We start from the raw sequence: 20,906 nt of genomic DNA on the forward strand, positions 1-20,906 counted from the left end.
GGCCTCGCCCCCGCCGCGCAGGCGGCGCCCGCCCACGCCCCTGCCGCCAAGGCCGTCACCCAGCCCGCCGGCGCCGCGGCCAAGGCCGCCCGCAGCACGGGTGTCTCCTTCACCAACGACAGCACCCAGCACCTGACCCGCGTCCGGTCCGGGCTCGCCCACGGGTGCTGGTCCAACAACGGGCTGCCGCAGGACTACATCGCACGGACCATCACCGCCTCCTGGAGCAGCGAGTCCTGCGGCTTCGGCACCGGCACCGAGGGCTACACCACGTACAAGATCACCGCGACGCCGTACCAGGAGGTGACGATCCGCTGGAACAACCCCTTCGCGGGCAGCAACTCCTACAGCTGTGAGGCTCCCTCCGGCTACCGGTGCACCTGGTCGGGCGGCGGGGGGAACAACGCCAACGTCTCCTTCACGCTGACGGGCGGCCCCCGCACCCTGGCGGCGAACCGCGCGTCCCGCAGCGCCGCGGCCACCGCCGCGCGCAGCACCCGGGTCAGGCTCGTGAACAACACGGGCGTGCTGCTGGCCAGGTCCGGGGTGGGCCTGTCCCACGGGATCTGGACCGGCGACGACGTACCGCCCTCGCTCATCAAGCCCGACGACTGGGCGACGTGGAAGAGCGAGTCGGACGGCGTCGCCACCGGCACGGAGGGCTGGGTCGAATACCTCCTGGCGGGCGGCAGCAAGATCACCCTGCGCTGGAACAACCCGTTCGTCGGTTCCAACAGCTACAGCTGCGAGGTGCCTCCCGGGCGCACCTGCGCGAAGGCGGGCGGCAGCGGCAACAACGCCGCGGTCGTCTTCACCGTGAGCTGAGCCGGCCCCTCCGCCGCACCGCTGTCCACCATTTCGCACCGAACCTCACACCCAAAGGGACCTCACATGCGCAAGCCCCTCGTCGCGGCACTCCTGTGCCTGCCCCTGCTCGCCACGGCGGCGCCGGCCGCTGCCCAGGCCGCCGAGCCCCGGCCGGCCGCCACCCAGGCCGCCGCCTCCGTCCCGTCCGCCGCCCAGGCCGCTGCCCTCCAGGCCCGCCTCACCAACGTTCAGTGGGACCTCTCCTCCAACAACCCCGGACAGATCCGCGATGCTTACACCGCGTTCATGAGGTCGTTCCGCGACGCCACGGGTGTTGTCATACGCACCTCCGATGGCAGAACGGTCTGGGAGACGCGGAACACCGACGACATCGTCGCGGTGAATATCACTCTGCCGAACAGCGGCCGCCTCACGCTCTACGTGACCGTACGCGACCTCTACGTGCGCGGCTTCTCCACCGGCAACGACGGCAACGTGATCCAGTTCAGGGACACCGGGTACAACCTCGGGCGGCAGCTCAACCGCAATGGCATGAACCTTCCCTACGGCGGGCACTACAGCGGAACCCGCGACGGTGTCGTCGGCCTGAACGCCGGTGAGATCAGAGACCGGCGGGTCGACATCAACAGTGGACGACTCCAGCGCGACCTGGCCGCCCTTGCCGCCTTCGCCCATGAGGGCAGTGGTGCGGCCAACGAACTCCGGCCCCGTCTGGTCACCGCGATCGCCGTGACGTCCGAGGCGGCCCGTTACCGGGACATCGAGAATACGGTGCGCAACGGCCTGGACCGCTCGGACGGCTCGACCAGGCTGAGCGAGCAGCAAGCCGCGGAGGAGAACGACTGGAGCCGGGGCTCCCGCTACATGTTCCAGGCCAACAGCGGCCAGAACCCGAGGCCGGTTCGCCTCGGCAACATAAACCTGGACGACTGGATAGAAGGCTCGCGATACCTGGCCATGCTGCTGGTCACCCAGAAGACGGCAGGTAAGTAGAGCCGGGTGCGGAAGTCCCGCACCCGGCACGGTTCCGGGGCCACGGCCCGGCCCCGCCACCGCACCGAGGGCGCGTTCGACAACCGCCCTCGGTGCGGGTTTTGCCGTTGAACGGCGGATGGACTCCGGATGACGTCGAAGTGCCTGGCCCGCCTGGCGTTCCGGTGCCGCTCGCGCCGCCGTGAAGCGGTCGGGTGGACGGCCCCGCCAGACGTGTGCCGTGCCTTGACGGCCAGTTGGGGGCTCCCTATGGTCACGCTGACAGAGGACGTCCTACGTCCGGCCGTTGGGGGAGGACCCATGGCTCACGAGACTTCCCTTCCGTTCCGTGCCGGCTCCGAGGGCTACGCGAGCTTCCGCATCCCGGCCGTGGTCGTCACCCGCCCCGCGACCGCCGAAGGCACCGGTACCGACCGTGGCACCGGCACCGACCTCGATATCGGTACCGGCACCCTGCTCGCCTTCGCCGAGGGCCGGGTGAACAGCGCCGCCGACCACGGCGACATCGACCTCGTGCTGAAACGCTCCGCCGACGGCGGCCGCACCTGGGGCCCGCTCCAGGTCGTCGCCCGCAACGGCACCGGTACGGCGGGCAACCCGGCCCCGGTGGTGCTGGACAGCGGCCGGATCGTCCTCCTCCACGTACGCAACGCCGCCACCGCCACCGAGGACCGCATCCGCCGCGGCCTGGTGCCCGCGGCCGACGGGCGGCGCGTATGGGTGCAGCACAGCGACGACGACGGTGCCACCTGGAGCGCGGCGCGCGAGATCACCGCGCAGACCAAGCGCTCCAACTGGCGCTGGTACGCCACCACCCCCGGCCACGCCCTGCAACTCCGCAACGGCCCGCACGCCGGCCGCCTGGTCGTCCCCGCCAACCACTCCATCGCCCCCACCTACACCGGCGACAACGGCACCGAGGGCCGCTACAACGGCGGCCACGCCCTGCTCAGCGACGACGACGGCGAGAACTGGCGCATCGGCTACACGGACAGCAAACCCAACAACTACATCAATGCCAACGAGACCACGGCGGCCGAACTCCCGGACGGCACCCTCTACTTCAACACCCGCAACGACTCCCCGGCCCCCGGCAACCGCGCCGACGCCCACTCCGCCCCCGAGCGGGGCGGCGAGGAGCTGATCAAGCCCTTCCGCCCGCAGGCCGGGCTGTCCGGGCCCGTCGTCGAGGGCAGCGTGCTGCACCTGGGCGAGCCCGACGTGCTGCTCTTCTCCGGCCCCGCCGACCCGGCCGACCGCGCGCTGATGACCGTACGGGCGAGCCGGGACCGCGGCGTGACCTGGCACGTCGCGCACACCGTCGACGGGCTCCCGGCCGCCTACTCCGACCTCGTACGGATCGACGGCGCGACCGTCGGGCTGCTCTACGAGACGGGCGACTTCAGCGCCTATTCGACGATCACCTTCCGCCGTATCCCCGTGGAGGAGCTGGTATGAGCACCGGGACGTACGACGACGGCCGGGGCGGCCGGCACCGGGGCCGGAGCCCCGTCCGCCGCCGGACCCTGCTCGGCGGGGCCGCCGCGGCCGCCGCCGGATTCACGCTGGCCGGCTGCGGCGACAGCGGCGACGGGGACGGCGGCGCGGCGCCGAAGGAGCGCAAGAAGGGCCAGAAGATCCAGCTCTCCTTCTGGTCGTGGGTGCCGGGCATCGACAAACCGGTGGACCTGTGGAACCGCGAACACCCCGACGTGCAGGTCAAGGTGGAGAAGGTGTCCGCCGTGGACGGCCGCCAGTACGCCAAGATGCACGCCGCCGTCAAAGCCGGGAACCCGCCCGACCTCGCCCAGATCGAGTTCCCCGTCGTCCCCGGCTTCCTCCTCGACAACGCCCTCCTCGACCTCTCGGCCCTCGGCGCCGCCCGCTACAAGGACCGGTTCGTGGGCTGGCAGTGGCAGCAGTCGGTGTTCGGGCGGGGCGTGTACGCCATTCCGCAGGCGTCCGGCCCGATGGGCTTCTTCGTACGCCAGGACCTGTTCGACAAGTGGAGCGTCCAGATCCCGCAGACCTGGGACGACTACGAGGAGGCCGCCAAGGCCGTCCGGCAGCAGGGCGCCTGGATCGAGACGTTCGCACCCACGAACGGCAACCGCTTCGCCGGACTGTCCTGGCAGGCGGGCGCCAAGTGGTACGCCGCCGAGGGCGACACCTGGACCGTGCACATCGACGACGAGCCGACCCGCAAGGTCGCCGACTACTGGGAGTCGCTGGTCCGCCGCAAGTTGGTCAAGACCATTCCCGACCGGCAGAACGCCTGGTACAAGGACATCCAGACGGGCGCCATCCCCGCCTGGATCGGAGCCAGTTGGGGCGACGCGCTGCTGGCGGGCAACGCGCCCGGTACCAGGGGCAAGTGGCGCGTCGCACCGCTGCCCCAGTGGCAGAAGGGCGCCAACGCGCACGCCAACTGGGGCGGCTCCACCACGGCCGTCTTCACGAAAGCCTCCTACCCCAAGGACGCGCTGGCCTTCGCCCTCTGGCTCAACTCCGACCCCGCCTCCATCGCCCTGCTGATAAAGGGCGGTTACGGCTTCCCGAGCGCGAAGAAGGGCTACGCCACCAGCGACCTCGACGTGTACCGCGACTTCTTCGGCGGTCAGGCGTACAGCAAGGTCTTCGCGGACGCGGGCGCGCATGTCGACACGAGCTGGCAGTGGGGGCCGGGCGTGGACACCCTCTACCAGCGGCTCGGCGACGCCTTCACGGAGGCGCTGGACGACGGCAGCTCGTTCCGGTCGGTGCTGAAGACCGTGCAGGGACAGACCGTCTCCGACCTGCGGGGCAAGGGGCTGAAGGTGGAGAGCGGCGGGTGAGGGCAGCGAACCGCACACGTACCCGCACCCGGACCACCCGCCCGGCCCGCCCCGCAGGGCGCCCCCGCCGCACCCGCCTCACCCGTACCGAAGCCCGCAACGCCCGCGCCGCCGCCGGCTTCGTCCTGCCCTTCCTCTCCCTCTTCCTCCTCTGCTTCCTCGCCCCGATCGGCTACGCCGTCCACCAGAGCCTGCACCGCACCGAGCGCACCGGCCCGCTCGGCCTCGGCGGCCAGGAACGCGAGGTCTTCGCGGGCCTCGCCAACTACACGCACGCGCTCGCCGACGACCGATTCCTGACCGGTTTCGGCCGCGTCCTGCTCTTCGGTGCCGTCCAGATACCGCTGATGATCGCCTTGGCGACCGTCCTCGCCCTCCTCCTGGAGAGCGCGAGCGCGCGCGGCGTCACGTTCTTCCGCAGCGCGTTCTTCCTGCCGTACGGCGTCCCCGGCGTGATCGCCTCGATCCTGTGGGGCTTCCTGTACGTACCGGGCATCAGCCCGCTCGTGGAGATCGCCGGGTCGCTGGGCGTACACGTGGACTTCCTTGCCCGCGACACCGTCCTGTGGTCCATCGCCAACATCGTCCTGTGGCAGTTCACCGGCTACAACATGCTCGTACTGATCTCCCAGCTCAAGGCGGTACCGGACGAGCTGTACGAGGCGGCCCGCATCGACGGCGCGAACGCCTGGCACATCGCCCGGCACATCAAGATCCCGCTGATCCGGCCCGCACTCGTGCTGACCACCGTCTTCAGCATCATCGGCACACTCCAGCTGTTCGCCGAGCCGATGGTGCTGCGGCCCCTCGCCGCCACGATCGACTCCGGCTTCACCCCCAACCTGCACGCGTACAGCGAGGCGTTCGTGAGCAACAACCAGCACGTGGCGGCGGCCGAGGCGGTACTGCTGGCGCTGGTCGCCTGCGTGCTGTCGTTCGGGTTCCTGCGGGTGGTGGGGCAGCGGGGGAACGGGGACGGCCGGTGAGCCGGCCCACCGCCCGCGAGGCCCCCGCACCCGTAAGCCCGCCCAGGGCCGCCCCTCGCCCCTCCGGCACCGCCATCCACCCACCCCTCCGCTACCGCATCATCACCGCCTCCCTCCTCACCCTCGCCGCGATCTACTTCCTCACCCCCGTCTACTGGCTGATCGTCTCCGCCACCAAGAACAGCGCCGACCTCTTCGGCACCTTCGGCTTCTGGTTCGCCCACCCGAAGCCCCTGCAATACCTCCGCGATGTCCTCACCTACGACCACGGCGTCTACGTCCGCTGGTTCGCGAATTCCCTGCTGTACGCGGGGGTGGGCGCGCTCACCGCCACCCTGTTGTCCGCCGCGGCGGGCTACGGGCTCGCCAAATTCCCGTTCCCGGGCCGCGGAGCCGTCTTCCACCTCGTCCTGGCGGGCGTCCTGATCCCCGGCACCGCCCTCGCCCTCCCCCTCTACTTCCTCTTCAGCTCGATGGGCCTGGCCAACACCTACTGGGCAGTGCTCCTGCCCAGCGTCGTGAGCCCCTTCGGCGTCTACCTCTGCCGGATCTACGCGGCTGCCGCCGTACCCGACTCGCTCCTGGAGGCGGCTCGCATCGACGGTGCGGGAGAAGCCCGCATCTTCGCCGGACTGGGCCTACGCCTGATGACCCCGGCCCTGGTCACCGTCTTCCTCTTCCAGTTCGTGCACATCTGGAACAACTACTTCCTGCCGCTGGTCATGCTCTCCGACTCCGACCTCTATCCGATCCAGCTCGGCCTGACCTCCTGGACCGGGTACGCGGACCGGCAGCCGGAGCTGTACCAGTACACGGTGGGCGGCGCGTTCCTGTCCGTACTGCCGCTGATGGTGCTGATGACGGTCCTCCAGCGGTACTGGCGTACGGGGCTCACGGAGGGCAGCGTGAAGGCGTGACAGTATCGCTGTCATGACTACCAAGGCAGCTGAGAAAGCCCCCAAGAAGGACCCCTGGGACCTCCCCGACGTCTCCGGCCTGGTCGTCGGCGTCCTCGGCGGCACCGGCGACCAGGGGCGCGGTCTGGCGTACCGGCTCGCCCGCGCCGGCCAGAAGGTGATCATCGGCTCCCGCGCCGCGGAGCGCGCCCAGGCCGCCGCCGACGAGCTGGGCAACGGAGTCGAGGGCGCGGACAACGCGGAGTGCGCGCGGCGCAGCGACATCGTGATCGTCGCCGTCCCCTGGGACGGCCACGCCAAGACCCTCCAGGGCCTCCGCGAGGAACTGGCCGGCAAACTCGTCATCGACTGCGTCAACCCCCTCGGCTTCGACAAGAAGGGCGCCTACGCGCTCAAGCCGGAGGAGGGCAGCGCCGCCGAACAGGCCGCGGCCCTGCTCCCCGACTCCCGCGTCACCGCCGCCTTCCACCACCTCTCCGCGGTCCTCCTCCAGAACCCGGAGGTCGAAGAGATCGACACCGATGTGATGGTCCTCGGCGAGTCCCGCGCCGACACGGACCAGGTCCAGGCCCTGGCCGCCCGCATCCCCGGCATGCGCGGCATCTACGCGGGCCGCCTGCGCAACGCGCACCAGGTCGAGTCGTTGGTGGCCAACCTGATCTCCACCAACCGCCGGTACAAGGCGCATGCGGGGCTGCGGGTCACGGACGTGTAGGCGGTACTGGGGTCTATTCTGGAAGGCTTTCCACTGCGGCGGGCGAGGAAAGGAGCGTGACGCCATGAAGCGGTTCCGGCGATTCCGGTGGTTGCCCTAGCCGCCCGCCCGGAAGGTCCGGGAGCCCGGGCGGCGGGTTCCGGAAGGAACGCGATGTCCCGTACGGACAAAACGAAACCACTGTGGGTCCGCCACGCCGAACACGCCCCCCGGCCGGTCCACGACCACCGCCACGGCCCCTGCGACCTGCCGCCGCACCCGACGCGGAAGGCCGCGGACACCCGCTGCCGCTGGGAGGACCCCGGCATGATCCTCCTCGGCTGCACCTGCTGCGCGGGCTGCCAGCGGCGCGGCTGCACCAAGGAGTGGCAGCGCTTCGTCCGCAGCAGCAACCGCAGGGCCCGTTACACGGCCCGACGAGAGACCCGCCGCTACGTCACCGAGCACCGGCCCGACTGACCCCCGGGGCCCTCTTGGGGGCGGCCCTGACGCCGCCCCCTCCGGCCCGGCCGGCCCCGCGCCGCCGGGCCGTACGTCCCGGCCACCGGGGTCTCGACCTCCGCCCGGGCCCCATGGTGGACACTGGAGAAAACGCCCCACCCCCTCGCACAGGAGCCGACCCCATGCCCCGCCTCGCCGTCTTCGCCCTCGTCGTCTGCGCCCTCGCCGTCGCCGCGGCCGTCGTCTCGTTCATCCAGGGCAGCTGGCTCGGCATCGTGTGGATCTTGATGGCGGGCATCAGCAGCAACATGGCGTGGTTCTATGTGCGGAAGGCGAAGATGGAGCGGGCGGCAGGTGCGGGGCAGGAGGGGGCGGCTGCGGCCGGCTGAGTCCATGGACTGCGCGGCAGCGCGGCGCCCATCCTCCACGGAGGGGCAGCGGCTGACCACCATGTGATGGGGTGATTGTGCGGCATCGTAATGTGCGGCCACTGAGGATGATTGTGGTCCAGGCGTGCCTTGCTGTGCGAGATCGTGCGCTCGTGGGTGGGTACGCCCTTGCGGGCTTTCATGATCCAGGAGAAGGCCCGTCCCATGCGCCACTGTTTCGGCGAGGACGTCAGGCCGTCCTGCTCATGGCAGCGCCAGACGGATGCGAGGTGCTGCCGAGGAAGGGCTTCGGCCGGCGGACGTGTTCGCCGCCGTAGGCAGAATAATCCGCCCAGGTGCCCGTCACCTCGGGACAGTCGCCTACCTGCTGTCCTTCTACCGCCCGGCCTGGACTCGGCCGAAGGCGTCCAGCCCATCCTGCGACGCAACCTGGCCCTGCGACCGTTGTCGCCCAAACTGAGGGTACCGTCCGCCATACCTATGCCGCCTCCAATACCGTGGCGACGTGTTCAAGGTGCCATGTGGACACCGGTCGGCCATGGCCGCAGGACGACGACATCACGCATTACAGGCAGTACATGGCGACGCTCAATGCGTCCGCACTTCGACTACTGCCACTCCTTGATGGTTGATCGATCGCCGACAGAAACTTGCCTAAGTCGCGCGCATGTACATTGCCCACCAGCCCCGAGTTCGGCGGTGGAAAAACTCAACGCCATGCGCTGCCCTCTCTACAGCTCTCCTGTTATAGCGCCGTTGAGGGGCATTGAGCTGACTCTGACCACGTCCGACGACCAGTCGAAGTGTCCGTCCACTGGCGGCGGAAAACAGTGTCGCTACAGGGAACCGACCCTCGTAGTCGCATCGTGTTATCGACTGACCAAATGAGTGACTGGTGGGGGACTTATGGGTGTGGTGCTGCCGGGGTGGGCGGACGAGGTGCTCGATCTGATCGGGGTGTCCTGGCCGAACGTCGACGAGGACGACTACCGCGAGATGGCGACGGCGATGCGGGAGTTCGCCGGCGACATCAACGACGGGGCGAGCCAGGCTCATGACGCAATTCAGGCACTGGTCTCCTCGGCGGGCGGCGGGCAGGCGGCCGAGGCGCTGAACGCCCACTGGAGCAAGATCAACGGTACGCATCTGACGAAGCTCGCCCAGTGCGGCGAGCTGGCCGCCACCGCGCTGGACGGGGTAGCCGTCCTCATTGAGGGCGCGAAGATCGGTGCGATCGTGCAGCTGGGCATCCTGGCGGCCGAGGTCATCGCCGCCCAGGCCGCCGCCCCCTTCACCCTCGGGCTGTCCGAGGTCGGCGCGCTGGGCGCCACCCAGGTCACCCGCGTCATCGTCAAGCGCCTCTTCAAGGAGGTGTGCCAGCAGGTCGCCGAGCAGGTCGTGAGTATCGCCCTGACGCCTGTCGAGGAGGCGCTCGGGGCGATGGTCGGCGACCTGGTCGTCCAGCTCGGCGCTAATGCGCTGGGTGTCAAGGACGGGGTCGACCTGGGGCAGACCGCCAAGGCGGGTAAGGAGGGCTTCGCGCAGGGCGTCCAGGGAGCCAAGGACGCCGCCAAGTCGGCTGCTGACAACCCCATGCAACTGCTCAGCGCTAGCGGTAGCGGCGGCGGGGGTGGTGTGGGAGGTGGTTCCGGGAGCGGCCCCGGGGCCGGCGGTTTCACCTTCGACCATGACGCCCACAACAAGGCCGTCACCGGTCTGCACAGCGCCGGCGGCCACTTCCGCAACACCGCGGGCGGCAAGATCGGCCGCGCCAAGAGCCATCACGGTCGCACGCGCGGCAAGGACGCCATCGCCGACGCAGCGAACACGATGCTCGACAAGGTCATCGACGGCATCGAGGACGCGGTCAAAAAGTCCGCCAAGCACCTTGACGACAACATGACCCGCGGTATCAAGCAGATGGCCAAGAACCATCACGAAAACGACAAGGGCCTCGCTGACCACTTCAAGGGAATAGGCAAAGACAGCAACAAGGACCCCAAGAGTCCGGGTCGCGGAAAAGCAGGCAACTCGACTAACCGTCGATCCGGACCTTCCCGGAAGAGTGCTGCAGCCGAAAGTGCCGATGCCGATCACCCTCGTGACAAGACCCGCCGAGACGAAGGCAGGTGCACGGACGGCACTGACCCTGTGGACCTGGCCACAGGCAAGGTGTTTCTATCACAGACCGACATCACGCTTCCTGGCGTGTTGCCACTGATTTTTACCCGAAGGTACGAGTCGTCCATCCGCATCGGTAAGCACGTGGGACCATCGTGGACCTCCACCATTGACCAGCGCCTCGAAATTGACTCTGCGGAAGTTATTTTCGTCACCGAGGCGGGTCTACTGTTGCGCTACGGGGTGCCGGATATAGGCACGTCGATCCTGCCCAAGAACGGCCCACGCTGGCCGCTTGAACGTACCCCCCAGGGCGACTGGGCCGTCTACGACCCAACCGCGCGAACAACTCGATACTTCAGTGAACCTTTGGATCATCCGGGCATAGCTTTGCTCGATGAGATAATCGATCAGAATGGCCATCGCATACTCTTCGATTATGCTCACGGTGCCAGCACCCCACACGCAATACGCCACAGTTCCGGTTACAAGATTCTCCTGGCCTACGACGAGCGAAATCTCCTGGCGGCTCTGTATCTGGCCAACGCTGCCGATGACGGGTCAGATGCACTGATAAGAACCTACACGCATGACGAGTTCGGCAATCTTGTCAGCATTACCAACTCCGTCGAAGCAGTAACACGGTTCGAATACGATACCGAGCATCGGATGACTTCGTGGGTCGACTCCAATGGTTCACGCTACGAGTATGCTTACGATGAGCGTCACCGCTGCACAAGCCAGGCCGGCCGTCACGGCCACATCTCCAATCGGTTCACTTACGGGGAGGCCGACCCGGAAACCCGTCACCGAACCACCATCCGTACTGACGGGAAAGGTGCAAGCACGCAGTACCTTATAAACGACCGTCTACAGGTCGTTGCGGTAACGGACCCGCTCGGCAATACGACTCGGTCAACCTACGATGCGCATGATCGACCCCTGTACGTCACCGACCCCCTGGGGGCGGTCACTCAATGGGTTTACGATGAGGCCGGGCGTCCCGTGCGGCTGATTCATCCTGACGGCAGCAGCAACAGCGTGGTCTATAACGGTCTTGGGCTACCGACAGAGATCACTGGGCCGGACGGAAAAACTTACCGACAGGAATATGACACACGCGGAAATCGCATATCGGTCGCTGACCCAGCCGGTCAGATCACGCGCTTTACTCATGACCAGCGCGGATTTCTCACGTCGGTCACCGACCCTCTGGGCGCTGTCAGTCGAATCAAGTGCAATGCTGCCGGTCTTCCTGTCGCACTCACAGACCCCCTCGGAGCATCCACGGTCATACACCGGGACGCGTTCGGCAGAGCCATCTCCGTAACAGACCCTACCGGACATACGGTTCATCACAAATGGAATACCGAAGGGAACATATCAACCCGATCGATCTCCGATTCCAGTGTGGAGACCTGGACCTACGACGGCGAGGGGAACTGCACTTCCTATACGGATCCGATGGGACATACCACCAAATTCGAGTACGGGCATTTCGACCAGTTGAGCGCGCGCATCGATCCGGATGGGGCGCGGTACGAGTTTACGCACGACACCGAACTCCGCCTCAGAGAAGTGACCAATCCGCAGGGTCTGACCTGGCAGTACGAATACGATGCGGCGGGACGTCTGATTTCCGAGACGGACTTCGACGGCCGGACCCAGTCCTACACGCACGATGCCGCTGGGCGCCTCGCTTCCCGCACTACGCCCCTCGGATACAGCATCAAATTCCAGTATGACGTTCTCGGCCGTGTTCAAGTCAAAGATGCCGACGGGGAAATCACCACTTTCCGCTATGACGCCGCCGGGCGACCTGTGCGAATCAACTCGCAGAACAGCCAAGTTGCTTATCTTCGCGATGACTGCGGCCAGGTGGTTGAGGAAACTGTGGACGGTCGGGTCACCACCTACGAGTACGATGCTGTGGGGCGCTGCATATCGCGGACAACGCCCACGGGTGCAGTCAGTCGATGGACATACGATCCGGCTGGACGACGTACCGGACTTGACGCATCGGGCCGGCATCTAACCTTCTCCAGGGATGCGTTGGGTCGAGAACTCGCGCGCGCCCTGGGCGACGTCGTTCACTCTCATACTTTTGACACTCTCGGTCGTCTCACGGAACAGCACATCACCTCCGCCGCTGAGACCATCCAGCGTCGTACGTACGATTATCGCTCTGACGGTAGCCTCATCGGAGTGGACGACTTCCTCCACGGTCCGCGTCGTTTCGACATCGACGCCGCTGGTCGAGTAGCCGCTGTTTCGGCTCGCGAATGGAGCGAAACCTACGCTTATGACCTAGCCGGCAACCAGGTCGCTGCCACGTGGCCCGATCGGAACCCGGCGCCCGAGGCGCGGGGTGAGCGGATCTACACCGGCACCCGCCTCAACCGCGCGGGACGCGTCCACTATGAACACGATGCGGCTGGCCGCACTACGCTGCGCCGGATCACGCGTCTTTCCCGAAAACCCGACGTCTGGCGCTACACATGGGACGCGGAGGACCGCCTGGTTGCCTGCTCTACCCCTAACGGCACCATTTGGCACTACACCTATGACCCGATGGGTCGACGCACCGCCAAGTCGCGGCTGGCCGAAGACGGACGCAGCATCGCCGAGCAGGTGACCTTTACATGGGACGGTGCCACTCTGTGCGAGCAGACCACGCATGTGTCGGGTGAGACGAGACAAGTCGTCATCACATGGGACCACGAGGGTCTCAGGCCCCTCATCCAGCGCGAACGTCGCACTGTGACCCACTCTCCGCAGCAGGAGATTGACCAACGATTTTTCACAATTGTTTCAGATCTTGTCGGCACGCCTACCGAGCTCATTGATGAATCGGGACACGTCGCTTATCACACGCGAACAGCCGTCTGGGGCAGAACTGCCTGGAACGCAGGTGCCACCGCCTATATCCCTCTACGCTTCCCCGGTCAGTATTTCGATCCGGAAACTCAGCTTCATTACAACTACTTCCGTCATTACGATCCGGATGTCGGTCGATACCTAACGGTCGATCCACTCGGACTGGAACCGGCAGACAACCCCGTCGCTTATGTCGGGAATCCGCTCACGTGGAGCGACCCTTATGGGTTGAGCCCCTACAAGCCCGCCACAAATGTAGGCACGATCGATCCGGCGCTGGTGAGGTTCTCCCAAAGCAGCGTCAGCAACCACTTCGGCAACGGGCATACAGTGGAGCAAACCGCGGCCGGCCTGCGGTCTGGCTGGATCAACCCCGAAGATGTACCCCCAGTGCGACTCACGGTAAGAAATGGTAACCTGTATACCCTCGATAACCGGCGCCTGGTAGCCTTCCAGAAAGCGGGAGTCCCGATTCCTTTCCGCATGGCTTCTCGTGAGGAAGCGATGGCCGAGGAGTGGAAGTTCACCAATAAAAAAGACGGGCTCTCCATTGTGGTGAACAAGCTTGACCCAGAGGAGTGGTCTCCATGAAGTGGACAGATGAAACCATAAATGCCATTTCGAACAGGCAAGATTTGGCGGCGTACCTGCAGCATTTGTCGCAAGGGATGCGGGATGGAGCCGTGCGGATGGAGAATCCGTCGGCGATCGATTATGTAAGCGCCGCCTCGCGGTGGACCGAGGCCATGGACGGGTATTTCGAGAACATTGTCGGACAGCCAGTTCCCGACCAGCCGGACTGGGCGATGGTTGCAGCAATATTTCGAGCTGCGGTCGTCTACGAGTAGACGTTTCCAACTCTTTTCGGGAATGAATGCCCCCTTGTTTGAAGGGGGCGGAGGCAGGAGTGGTGCGGTATGGGCGGGCTTGGTGTGGACGTGGGTGGAGTGATCATTGCCCGCGCCGGCAGCGGGGACACCTCGTTCTTCGGGAAGCAGCCCATGCTGACGCCTGCTGTGGAAGGAGCCATGGACTGTCTCGCTCTACTTGTCAAGACGCGTTTTGGAAGTAGCGTGCATCTGGTCTCCAAGGCCGGCCCGAGAACCGCTGCCCTCACCCGCAATTGGCTATATCATCATGACTTCTTCAGTAGAACGCGAATCGTGCCCGAGAATTTGCACTTTGTCCAGGAGCGTGGGGGCAAGGCGGAAGTATGTGATCGATTGGGTTTGGCTCATTTCATCGATGACCGTCTCGACGTGCTGCGAAGCTTGAAGACCGTTGCGCACAAGTACTTCTTCATGCACGGCATCAGCGGAGAGGCTGAACCTAGCGATCCAGACGGCCAGGTGATACGCGTCCATACATGGGCTGACATGGTGAAAGCCGTGGCGCAGACAAGCGGGGTATCACCGTGATGCAGCCAAGACGGGGCCGGGTGCCGATCAGTTCCGTGAACTCCGTCGCTCGGTGGGAGTCGTGGACAACGCGGACCGGCTTTCCGGCAGTCTCTTCACGCGGGCCCCGCCCGGTGTTTCGGGGCGGTAATGCAGTTTCGGTTTACTCCAGCCCATCGTCCGCTTGGTCGAATCCGCGTTCCGCCGGTGCCGGTCCGCAAGGTCGTTCAGCCCTTCTACCGCTGCTTGGGTGACCAGTGCGCCGCCACCCAGGGGTACGTACAGACCGTGTGGAACCAGCGCAACCGCTACGGCACGTAACAGTCAGCCGGGGCGTCCGCGAAACGCGCTCGTGGTGGTCAGAGCGCGTACGGATCGGCGCGTACGGCGTCTTCGAGGTGCTTGAGGGCGTCGCGGAGCGCGGGTGGGGCTCCGGCGGCGGCGAGGCCGCTTCGTACGGCTTCGTCCAGTAGTCGCCGGGTGCGTACGGACGCGCTCTCGCCGACCGTAGGCACTATCCCGGCCACCAGCTCTTCGGCGTCGCGCCACGCGCGGAGGTGCAGCAGGCAGTCCAGGAGCCGGGCCGCCGCCATGCCCCGGTATCCGACGGTGGGCCCGCCGTACTGCTCGGTGGAGCGCTGAAGCAGAGGGACGGCCCCCGCGTGATCACCTACGGCCATGAACGCGTGTCCGTGGTGGCCGTCGATCTCGTTCCCCGAGACCCACCAGGACCACGCCGGGCCCGGGGACCTGCCGTCGCACTCCAGCAGCGATCGCGCCTTGTCGAACAAGCGACCGGCCTCGGAAAGGGTTCCGCAGCCCGCGAGCCCCCTCGCCTCCCGCATCCGGAAGATCGCCTCGACGCGAGGGGGCAGCCGGTTCCGCTCGATCACCGAACGCGCCACGGCCAGCTCTTCCCTGTGCCGCCCGAGCCAGCCGGAATGCATCGCCATGTTCTGCAGAATGAGCAACTCGATCGACCGGTCGCCGGACAGCTGTGCCAGAAACAGCGCCTCCTGATTGAAGCGGCGCGCGGCGTCGTGCAGCTCGGCGTCGAAGAGGGCCCACCCGGCGACCTCGGCCAGCTCGCTCGCGGCCGACCTGATGTCGCGTTCGTACTTGCTGTCGTAGTCGCCGTCTCCCAACCGCCGGTGCACGCTTTTGTAGGTACGGGACGCCACTTCGGCGATGGGCATTCCCGTCAACTCGTTGTCCAGGAAGATCAGCCGCTGGGACGCCTCCCGGATCGCCTGCGCGTACTCGGCCCCGCGCGTTTCGTCCAGACGCAGCAGCGGCACGCGCTCGTACACGTCCTCGCGCAGTTGCCCTACCGATACATCCAAGGCCGCGGCGATAAAGGGCAGCCATTCCCGGGGAACCCGCTTCCCCGTCTCCCACCTGCTGACTTCCTTCCGCGTCACAGGATCGCCGCAGACGCCGGCGGCCTTGCAGACCTCACGCGCCAACCACGCTTGCGAGCGCTCACCCCGGAGGTGACGGATGCGGGCCCCGATGTTTTCCGGCATGACTCCATACTGGCCGACACGGGGCCGACAAGAGGCGGACATGGGGCGGCTGTTGTGTGTGGCGGCGCAGCGACACGATTGCCGCATGAACGAACACCGAGGAACCCTCGACCCGCCGGTCCACCTGCTGGACCCTTTCGCAGGGGACATCAATCCCGTTCCGGCGACCGGCTGCGCTCGTTGCGCGGCGGAGGCCGCGCGTCGCAAGGCGGCGCGTGACGCGGGGCACCTCTTCGTGGCCGTGGAGGCGAGCAACGAGATCCGTCGGCACGCGCGTCACCGAAGCGACAACAGCAGCAGGAACGTCCACGGCGCATGACGACCGATCCGCAGATTCCGCCCCGACCGCGAAGGGGCCCGAGCATGAAGAACGTACGCGAATTGATCAGTGCTGCCGCCCACGTGAGCATCGTCAGCACGGTCAAGGACAACAACCCCGGTATGGACGTTCCCACGGCGGCGCGTATCACCGACGAAAGTCTGAAGTTCGTCTCGGCGTGCGCCGCTGAGCCGGACGCACCGCTCGCGCCGTCCCGCGTCGTCGACGAGGGATGGCACGCGCTCATCCTCCACACGGCCGTGTACGAGGATCTGTGTACCTCGTTGGGGCGCCGTGTCCACCACTACCCGGGCTACGCGCCGGAGAACTACGACCCGGCGATCCTGGAGCGTACGCAGGACGCCATCAGGGCGGTCGGTTACGACGTCGACCTCGACCTGTGGGGCCCTCCGGCGGGAGCGGAGCTGGACACGGTCGCAGCCCAGTGCCGGCACGCCCCGCCGGGCGACGGGCCGGTCAAGCCCCTGCCCACGCCGCGTCCACCGTGCCGCGACAAGCCGTAGCGCACTTCTGTCACACTCGGCACGTCGATTGGAGGCCCCATGGCCGAGTGGACGAACCCCCGCTACGCCGAACTCGTACGGGCGTACCGGGCAGCCCAGGAGAGCGGGGGACGCGACGATGCCCCGGTCCGTGGGTTCATCATCCCGGATACCACCGAGGAATCGCCCGAGGAGCACTGAACACCCCGGCACCCCCCTACCCTGGGCATCAGAGGTAGGTGATTGCCGTGTCTCCGGAGATCTCGACCAACATCCGCAACCACCGCCGCTGCCTGGGGTGGAGCCAGGAACGGCTGGCCGAGGCGGCCGGAGTGTCCCTCGGCACCGTACGCAAGCTGGAACAAGGCGGCATAGCGCGCGTCGAGACGCTGGCGCGACTCGCGGAGGCCCTTGACGTCGACACCGCGGCACTGTTCGCCCCGGCCGCCAGTCCCGAACCGGTCCGTGACGACGGTCCCAGCCGTCAGCAGCTTCTGGACCTCCGACGCCACCTGATGCCGCCCGTCGGGCTCGCCGATGAGGTCGGGCCACCGGCGGAGGACGACCTCCGAGGCGGGCTGCTGCACGACATCGACGAAGCGCACGCGCTCTACCAGGCCGACCGTTACGACTCGGTCGCGCGGCGGCTGCCCGGCATCCTCTCCGCCGCCGAGGGAGGTGTGCGGGTGGCAGACGGAGACGAGCAGCGGCATCAGGCGCTGTCGACCCGGGCCCGCGCCCTGTTCCTGACGGGCAAGTACCTGACGCAGGTCCGGCAGTACGACTTGGCGTACCAAGCGCTGGCATCGGGCATCCGGGACGCCCGGGAGATCGAAGCGACACCCACAGCCGCGGTCGGCGTCATCGGGATGTGCTGGCTCCTGCTGCGTCAGGACCGCTTCGCCGAGTGCGCGGACCTGGCGTCGGACACCGCCGATGCGGTCGAGCCCCGGATCTCCCAGGCGACGCCGGACGCTCTCGCCATCTGGGGAGAACTGCTGCTGCGCGTCGCCGCTGCCGCCGTCCGCAACAACCGGAAGGAGGAAGCGAAGCGCGCCCGGCGCATGGCAGCGACCGCCGCACACGCGATCGGCCGCGAACACATCGATTACCGGACCCACTGGGGAGCGTTCGGGCCGGCCACGGCGGAGATCAAGGTCATCGAGGACCTGTCGCTGAAGGGCGACGTCCGGGGCGTGCTGAGGCGGGCGGACAGCGGACCGCTCCACAAGGACAGCCTGGGAGCGTACGGCACCCCCAGCAGCAATGTGTGGGGCCGGTACCGGCTCGACGTGGCACACGCCCACAGCCTGAACGGCGCGCATCACGACGCCACGGGCGAACTCGTGGGGCTCTACCGATCGCAGCCGACGTGGCTGCGTCACCAGCCCATGGCACGCCGGGTACTGGGGAAGGTGCTGGCGACCCGGACGCGCACGCTCACCGACGACATGCGAACCCTGGCCGCCCACCTGGAGATCAACGGCTGACTGCTACGTGGTGTGGTGGTTGCGCGGATCTCCGCGATGAATCGCTACGTGGCGGGTCTGGGCCGTGCTGCACAGGGACGGCACGGTGTCCGCATGAACGAACACCGAGGAACCCTCGACCCGCCCGTCCACCTGCTGGACCCTTTCGCAGGGGACATCAATCCCGTTCCGGCGACCGGCTGCGCTCGTTGCGCGGCGGAGGCCGCGCGTCGGAAGGCGGCGCGTGACGCGGGGCACCTCTTCGTGGCCGTAGAGGCGAGCAATGAGATCCGTCGGCACCCGAGTCACCGGGTTGTTCAGGGGGACGTCAGCGGTACGAGGGTGGCCCCCGGCTCGGACGACGGCGGTAACACCAACGACGGCCAGGGCCCGGCGGACGGTCAGTGAGCGCGTACGACGAAATGGCGGTGGGTCCGGGTCCGGAAGGGCTTGCCGCCGCGCTCATGGAGAAGGGCGCGCTGACGAGTGACTGGCTGTCGTCCTACGAGGCGGTGCCGCGCCATCTGTTCGTGCCCGAGGTGATCTGGCCCGGTCGTGGGGGTGGGAATCAGCAGGACGATCGGGTGATGCGCGGTGAGTGTCCCGAGGCGTGGTGGGCGGCTGTGCACCGTGACGCGCCGATTACGACGCAGTGGGATGACGGGGAATTCGCCGGGCCCGGGAGGGGGCGAATTCCGTCCAGTTCCAGCTCCATGCCGCCGATGGTCTTCTCGATGCTGGACGCGCTGAGTGTGGAAAAGGGGCACCGGGTGCTGGAGATCGGCACCGGTACGGGGTGGAATGCGGCGCTGCTGTCCCATCGGGCCGGGGCGGAGAATGTCGTGACGGTGGAAGTGGACGAAGGCAGCGCCCGGGATGCGCGGCGGCGTTTGGAGACGGCGGGGTTCGGGCCGCTGACCGTCGTCGGGGACGGGGGTGAGGGGTACGCCGAGGGTGCTCCGTATGATCGCGTGATCGCTACGTGTTCCATCGGAAGTGTCCCTCCGGCATGGGTGAGGCAGACAAAGCCGGGCGGGATTGTCGTCGCTCCCTGGGGGCCGGTTTACGGTGGTGAGGCGGTCGTCCGGCTCTTCGTAGCCGGGGACGGGACGGCGGCGGGGCGGTTCGTGGGCTCCTCGGCGTTTATGCGGCTCCGCGCCCAGCGTGCCGTACGCGTACACGTACGGAAGTACCTGAAAGGGCGTGAATGGCCCGCTGACGGGGTGCGCGGTACGACCTTCCTTTCCCCGGAGGTCGTCGGGGACTGGCACGTCATGTTCGCCATTGGCGTGCAAGTGCCGAATGCCTTCCCGTGGAGGGAATCGTACGAGGACGGTTCCTATACGTTGTGGCTCCGGGACACGGCTGTCACTTCATGGGCGACAGTCGATTACCTACCGGGGCGCGCGGAGTTCGAGGTTTACCAGAGCGGTCCCCGGCGCCTGTGGGACGAGGTGGCGGCCGCTCATCGCTGGTGGGAGGGGCAGGGGCGGCCGGGGTTCGAGCGCTTCGGGCTGACCGTGGGCGGTGACGGTGACGGAGACGGCGAGCGGGTGTGGCTGGATTCGCCGGACAGGCCGGTGCCGGTCGTGGGCTGACCGCTCGGGGCAGCGGGCGGGGCGGTGGACCGTACGGCTACGCCGAGCCCGCCCCGCCCGGCTGCGGGATCTGCGGCTCGCCCTGCCAGAAGCGGAACAGTTCCTGGCCCCAGTACGTGTCCCAATTCGTGACGCCGAGGCCGCGGAGGATCGCGTCGACCGCGTCGAAGAAGACGTGATTGATTTCCGGGACCCACAGCAGGCCGAAGACGGCGATCAGGCCGAAGGGGGCGAAGGGTTCGACCTGGCGGCGGAAGTTGTAGGAGAGCCAGGGTTCGATGACGCCGTAGCCGTCGAGGCCGGGGACGGGGAGGAAGTTCAGGATGGCGGCTGTTACCTGGAGGAGGGCCAGGAAGGCGAGTGCGTAGCGGAAGTCCTGGGGGACGCCGTCCATGGCGCCGAGCCAGAAGGGGGCCGAGACGACCGCGGCGAAGAGGACATTCGTCAGGGGGCCCGCCGCCGAGATGAGGCTGTGCCGCCAGCGGCCCTTGATGCGGCCGCGTTCGATGAAGACGGCGCCGCCGGGCAGGCCGATGCCGCCCATGATCACGAAGATCACCGGGAGGACGATGCTGAGGAGCGCGTGGGTGTATTTGAGGGGGTTGAGGGTGAGATAGCCCTTGGCGCCGATGGAGATGTCGCCGCTGTGCAGTGCGGTACGGGCGTGGGCGTACTCGTGGAGGCAGAGGGAAACGATCCACCCGGAGACCACGAAAAGGAAGACGGCGAATCCGGGGCTCGCCGCCAGGCGCCCCGTCCAGACGGCCCACCCCGACACCGCCATGACGGCGACGAGCGCGAGGAAGACCGGGCTGACGCGGCGGTCGGCGCGCTGTGCTGCTGTGGTCATCGTGTGGTGCTCCCGGTTTCGCTGTGACAGACGGCTACGACCGTAATTCACGCGCGGCACGACCGTGCACGGAAAACGACGGGCGGCGGGCGGGGAGTTCCGGGCAGGCTGGCTCCATGACGGATGCGGGGGCGGGGCGGACG

The 20,906-nt window shown here is 67.3% G+C and carries 20 protein-coding genes; 18 read left to right on the top strand and 2 right to left on the bottom strand.

The features are described from left to right. The 12 genes from IH45_RS0138360 to IH45_RS1000000149070 all read left to right on the top strand — a co-directional run. Window positions 1–825, top strand: an 825-nt coding sequence (locus IH45_RS0138360) for an aegerolysin family protein (RefSeq protein ID WP_030680105.1), incomplete at its 5' end; no start/stop codon positions are given. 66 nt (window positions 826–891) lie between these two features. Next, the gene (locus IH45_RS0138365; RefSeq protein ID WP_030680108.1) at window positions 892–1,821 is read left to right on the top strand and encodes a ribosome-inactivating family protein; all 930 of its coding nucleotides are present in this window, start codon (window positions 892–894) and stop codon (window positions 1,819–1,821) included. A 300-nt stretch (window positions 1,822–2,121) separates the two neighbouring features. Further along, a complete protein-coding gene (locus IH45_RS0138370) occupies window positions 2,122–3,279 on the top strand; it encodes a sialidase family protein (RefSeq protein ID WP_030680111.1) in 1,158 nt (385 codons plus the stop codon). Further along, window positions 3,276–4,655, top strand: coding sequence for an ABC transporter substrate-binding protein (locus IH45_RS0138375; protein ID WP_050515478.1), 1,380 nt, complete (start codon window positions 3,276–3,278; stop codon window positions 4,653–4,655). The genes IH45_RS0138370 and IH45_RS0138375 overlap by 4 nt, the downstream gene beginning before the upstream one ends. After that, complete coding sequence (locus IH45_RS0138380) at window positions 4,652–5,641, top strand: carbohydrate ABC transporter permease (protein WP_030680116.1); 990 nt, start codon at window positions 4,652–4,654, stop codon at window positions 5,639–5,641. Before IH45_RS0138375 ends, IH45_RS0138380 begins: the two co-directional genes overlap by 4 nt. Further along, entirely contained in the window at window positions 5,638–6,558 is a 921-nt protein-coding gene (locus IH45_RS0138385; protein WP_394298740.1) for a carbohydrate ABC transporter permease, read from the top strand. The genes IH45_RS0138380 and IH45_RS0138385 overlap by 4 nt, the downstream gene beginning before the upstream one ends. Before the next feature lie 13 nt (window positions 6,559–6,571). After that, window positions 6,572–7,273, top strand: a complete 702-nt coding sequence (gene npdG, locus IH45_RS0138390; protein ID WP_030680122.1) for an NADPH-dependent F420 reductase — start codon at window positions 6,572–6,574, stop codon at window positions 7,271–7,273. A 153-nt stretch (window positions 7,274–7,426) separates the two neighbouring features. Further along, window positions 7,427–7,732, top strand: coding sequence for a hypothetical protein (locus tag IH45_RS0138395; protein ID WP_030680124.1), 306 nt, complete (start codon window positions 7,427–7,429; stop codon window positions 7,730–7,732). Between the two features lie 164 nt (window positions 7,733–7,896). Then, a complete protein-coding gene (locus IH45_RS0138400) occupies window positions 7,897–8,103 on the top strand; it encodes a hypothetical protein (protein ID WP_030680126.1) in 207 nt (68 codons plus the stop codon). A 906-nt stretch (window positions 8,104–9,009) separates the two neighbouring features. Beyond that, window positions 9,010–13,692 carry a DUF6531 domain-containing protein gene (locus tag IH45_RS0138405; RefSeq protein WP_050515479.1) on the top strand — a complete coding sequence of 1,561 codons (4,683 nt, stop codon included), beginning with the start codon at window positions 9,010–9,012 and terminating at the stop codon, window positions 13,690–13,692. Continuing rightward, window positions 13,689–13,949, top strand: coding sequence for a DUF7660 family protein (locus IH45_RS0138410; protein WP_030680131.1), 261 nt, complete (start codon window positions 13,689–13,691; stop codon window positions 13,947–13,949). The genes IH45_RS0138405 and IH45_RS0138410 overlap by 4 nt, the downstream gene beginning before the upstream one ends. 69 nt (window positions 13,950–14,018) lie before the next feature. Beyond that, the gene (locus tag IH45_RS1000000149070) at window positions 14,019–14,519 is read left to right on the top strand and encodes a hypothetical protein (protein ID WP_078897983.1); all 501 of its coding nucleotides are present in this window, start codon (window positions 14,019–14,021) and stop codon (window positions 14,517–14,519) included. A gap of 338 nt (window positions 14,520–14,857) precedes the next feature. Here IH45_RS1000000149070 and IH45_RS0138425 read toward each other — a convergent pair whose 3' ends face one another. Further along, the gene (locus IH45_RS0138425; protein WP_234440838.1) at window positions 14,858–15,841 is read right to left on the bottom strand and encodes an XRE family transcriptional regulator; all 984 of its coding nucleotides are present in this window, start codon (window positions 15,839–15,841) and stop codon (window positions 14,858–14,860) included. Window positions 15,842–16,109: 268 nt separating this feature from the next. Here IH45_RS0138425 and IH45_RS1000000149075 point away from each other — a divergent pair, with 268 nt between their 5' ends. From IH45_RS1000000149075 to IH45_RS0138450, 6 genes are all read left to right on the top strand, one after another. Next, window positions 16,110–16,343, top strand: coding sequence for a hypothetical protein (locus tag IH45_RS1000000149075; RefSeq protein WP_158813403.1), 234 nt, complete (start codon window positions 16,110–16,112; stop codon window positions 16,341–16,343). A 44-nt stretch (window positions 16,344–16,387) separates the two neighbouring features. Continuing rightward, complete coding sequence (locus tag IH45_RS0138430; protein ID WP_032919159.1) at window positions 16,388–16,867, top strand: glycine-rich domain-containing protein; 480 nt, start codon at window positions 16,388–16,390, stop codon at window positions 16,865–16,867. A 39-nt stretch (window positions 16,868–16,906) separates the two neighbouring features. After that, window positions 16,907–17,047 (top strand): hypothetical protein, encoded by a 141-nt coding sequence (locus IH45_RS1000000149610; protein WP_199810769.1) that lies wholly within the window; start codon window positions 16,907–16,909, stop codon window positions 17,045–17,047. Window positions 17,048–17,094: 47 nt separating this feature from the next. Further along, complete coding sequence (locus IH45_RS0138440; protein ID WP_030680138.1) at window positions 17,095–18,336, top strand: helix-turn-helix domain-containing protein; 1,242 nt, start codon at window positions 17,095–17,097, stop codon at window positions 18,334–18,336. A gap of 93 nt (window positions 18,337–18,429) precedes the next feature. After that, on the top strand, window positions 18,430–18,723 hold the full coding sequence (locus tag IH45_RS0138445) for a hypothetical protein (protein WP_030680141.1): 294 nt from the start codon (window positions 18,430–18,432) through the stop codon (window positions 18,721–18,723). Window positions 18,724–18,737: 14 nt separating this feature from the next. Further along, entirely contained in the window at window positions 18,738–19,913 is a 1,176-nt protein-coding gene (locus IH45_RS0138450; protein WP_199810770.1) for a methyltransferase domain-containing protein, read from the top strand. A gap of 37 nt (window positions 19,914–19,950) precedes the next feature. Here IH45_RS0138450 and IH45_RS0138455 read toward each other — a convergent pair whose 3' ends face one another. Next, complete coding sequence (locus IH45_RS0138455) at window positions 19,951–20,763, bottom strand: site-2 protease family protein (RefSeq protein WP_030680145.1); 813 nt, start codon at window positions 20,761–20,763, stop codon at window positions 19,951–19,953. Window positions 20,764–20,906: the final 143 nt, after the last annotated feature.

Source organism: Streptomyces rimosus subsp. rimosus, assembly GCF_000720725.1.
GTDB classification, from domain to species: Bacteria; Actinomycetota; Actinomycetes; order Streptomycetales; family Streptomycetaceae; genus Streptomyces; species Streptomyces rimosus_A.

What these genes read in the sequence shown, in the direction of transcription:
- IH45_RS0138365 (WP_030680108.1), top strand. Translation starts at nt 892, where the DNA reads ATGCGCAAGCCCCTCGTCGCGGCACTCCTGTGCCTGCCCCTGCTCGCC.
- IH45_RS0138370 (WP_030680111.1), top strand. Translation starts at nt 2,122, where the DNA reads ATGGCTCACGAGACTTCCCTTCCGTTCCGTGCCGGCTCCGAGGGCTAC.
- IH45_RS0138375 (WP_050515478.1), top strand. Translation starts at nt 3,276, where the DNA reads ATGAGCACCGGGACGTACGACGACGGCCGGGGCGGCCGGCACCGGGGC.
- npdG (WP_030680122.1), top strand. Translation starts at nt 6,572, where the DNA reads ATGACTACCAAGGCAGCTGAGAAAGCCCCCAAGAAGGACCCCTGGGAC.
- IH45_RS0138395 (WP_030680124.1), top strand. Translation starts at nt 7,427, where the DNA reads ATGTCCCGTACGGACAAAACGAAACCACTGTGGGTCCGCCACGCCGAA.
- IH45_RS0138400 (WP_030680126.1), top strand. Translation starts at nt 7,897, where the DNA reads ATGCCCCGCCTCGCCGTCTTCGCCCTCGTCGTCTGCGCCCTCGCCGTC.
- IH45_RS0138405 (WP_050515479.1), top strand. Translation starts at nt 9,010, where the DNA reads ATGGGTGTGGTGCTGCCGGGGTGGGCGGACGAGGTGCTCGATCTGATC.
- IH45_RS0138410 (WP_030680131.1), top strand. Translation starts at nt 13,689, where the DNA reads ATGAAGTGGACAGATGAAACCATAAATGCCATTTCGAACAGGCAAGAT.
- IH45_RS1000000149070 (WP_078897983.1), top strand. Translation starts at nt 14,019, where the DNA reads ATGGGCGGGCTTGGTGTGGACGTGGGTGGAGTGATCATTGCCCGCGCC.
- IH45_RS1000000149075 (WP_158813403.1), top strand. Translation starts at nt 16,110, where the DNA reads ATGAACGAACACCGAGGAACCCTCGACCCGCCGGTCCACCTGCTGGAC.
- IH45_RS0138430 (WP_032919159.1), top strand. Translation starts at nt 16,388, where the DNA reads ATGAAGAACGTACGCGAATTGATCAGTGCTGCCGCCCACGTGAGCATC.
- IH45_RS1000000149610 (WP_199810769.1), top strand. Translation starts at nt 16,907, where the DNA reads ATGGCCGAGTGGACGAACCCCCGCTACGCCGAACTCGTACGGGCGTAC.
- IH45_RS0138445 (WP_030680141.1), top strand. Translation starts at nt 18,430, where the DNA reads ATGAACGAACACCGAGGAACCCTCGACCCGCCCGTCCACCTGCTGGAC.
- IH45_RS0138450 (WP_199810770.1), top strand. Translation starts at nt 18,738, where the DNA reads ATGGCGGTGGGTCCGGGTCCGGAAGGGCTTGCCGCCGCGCTCATGGAG.
- IH45_RS0138455 (WP_030680145.1), bottom strand. Translation starts at nt 20,763, where the DNA reads ATGACCACAGCAGCACAGCGCGCCGACCGCCGCGTCAGCCCGGTCTTC.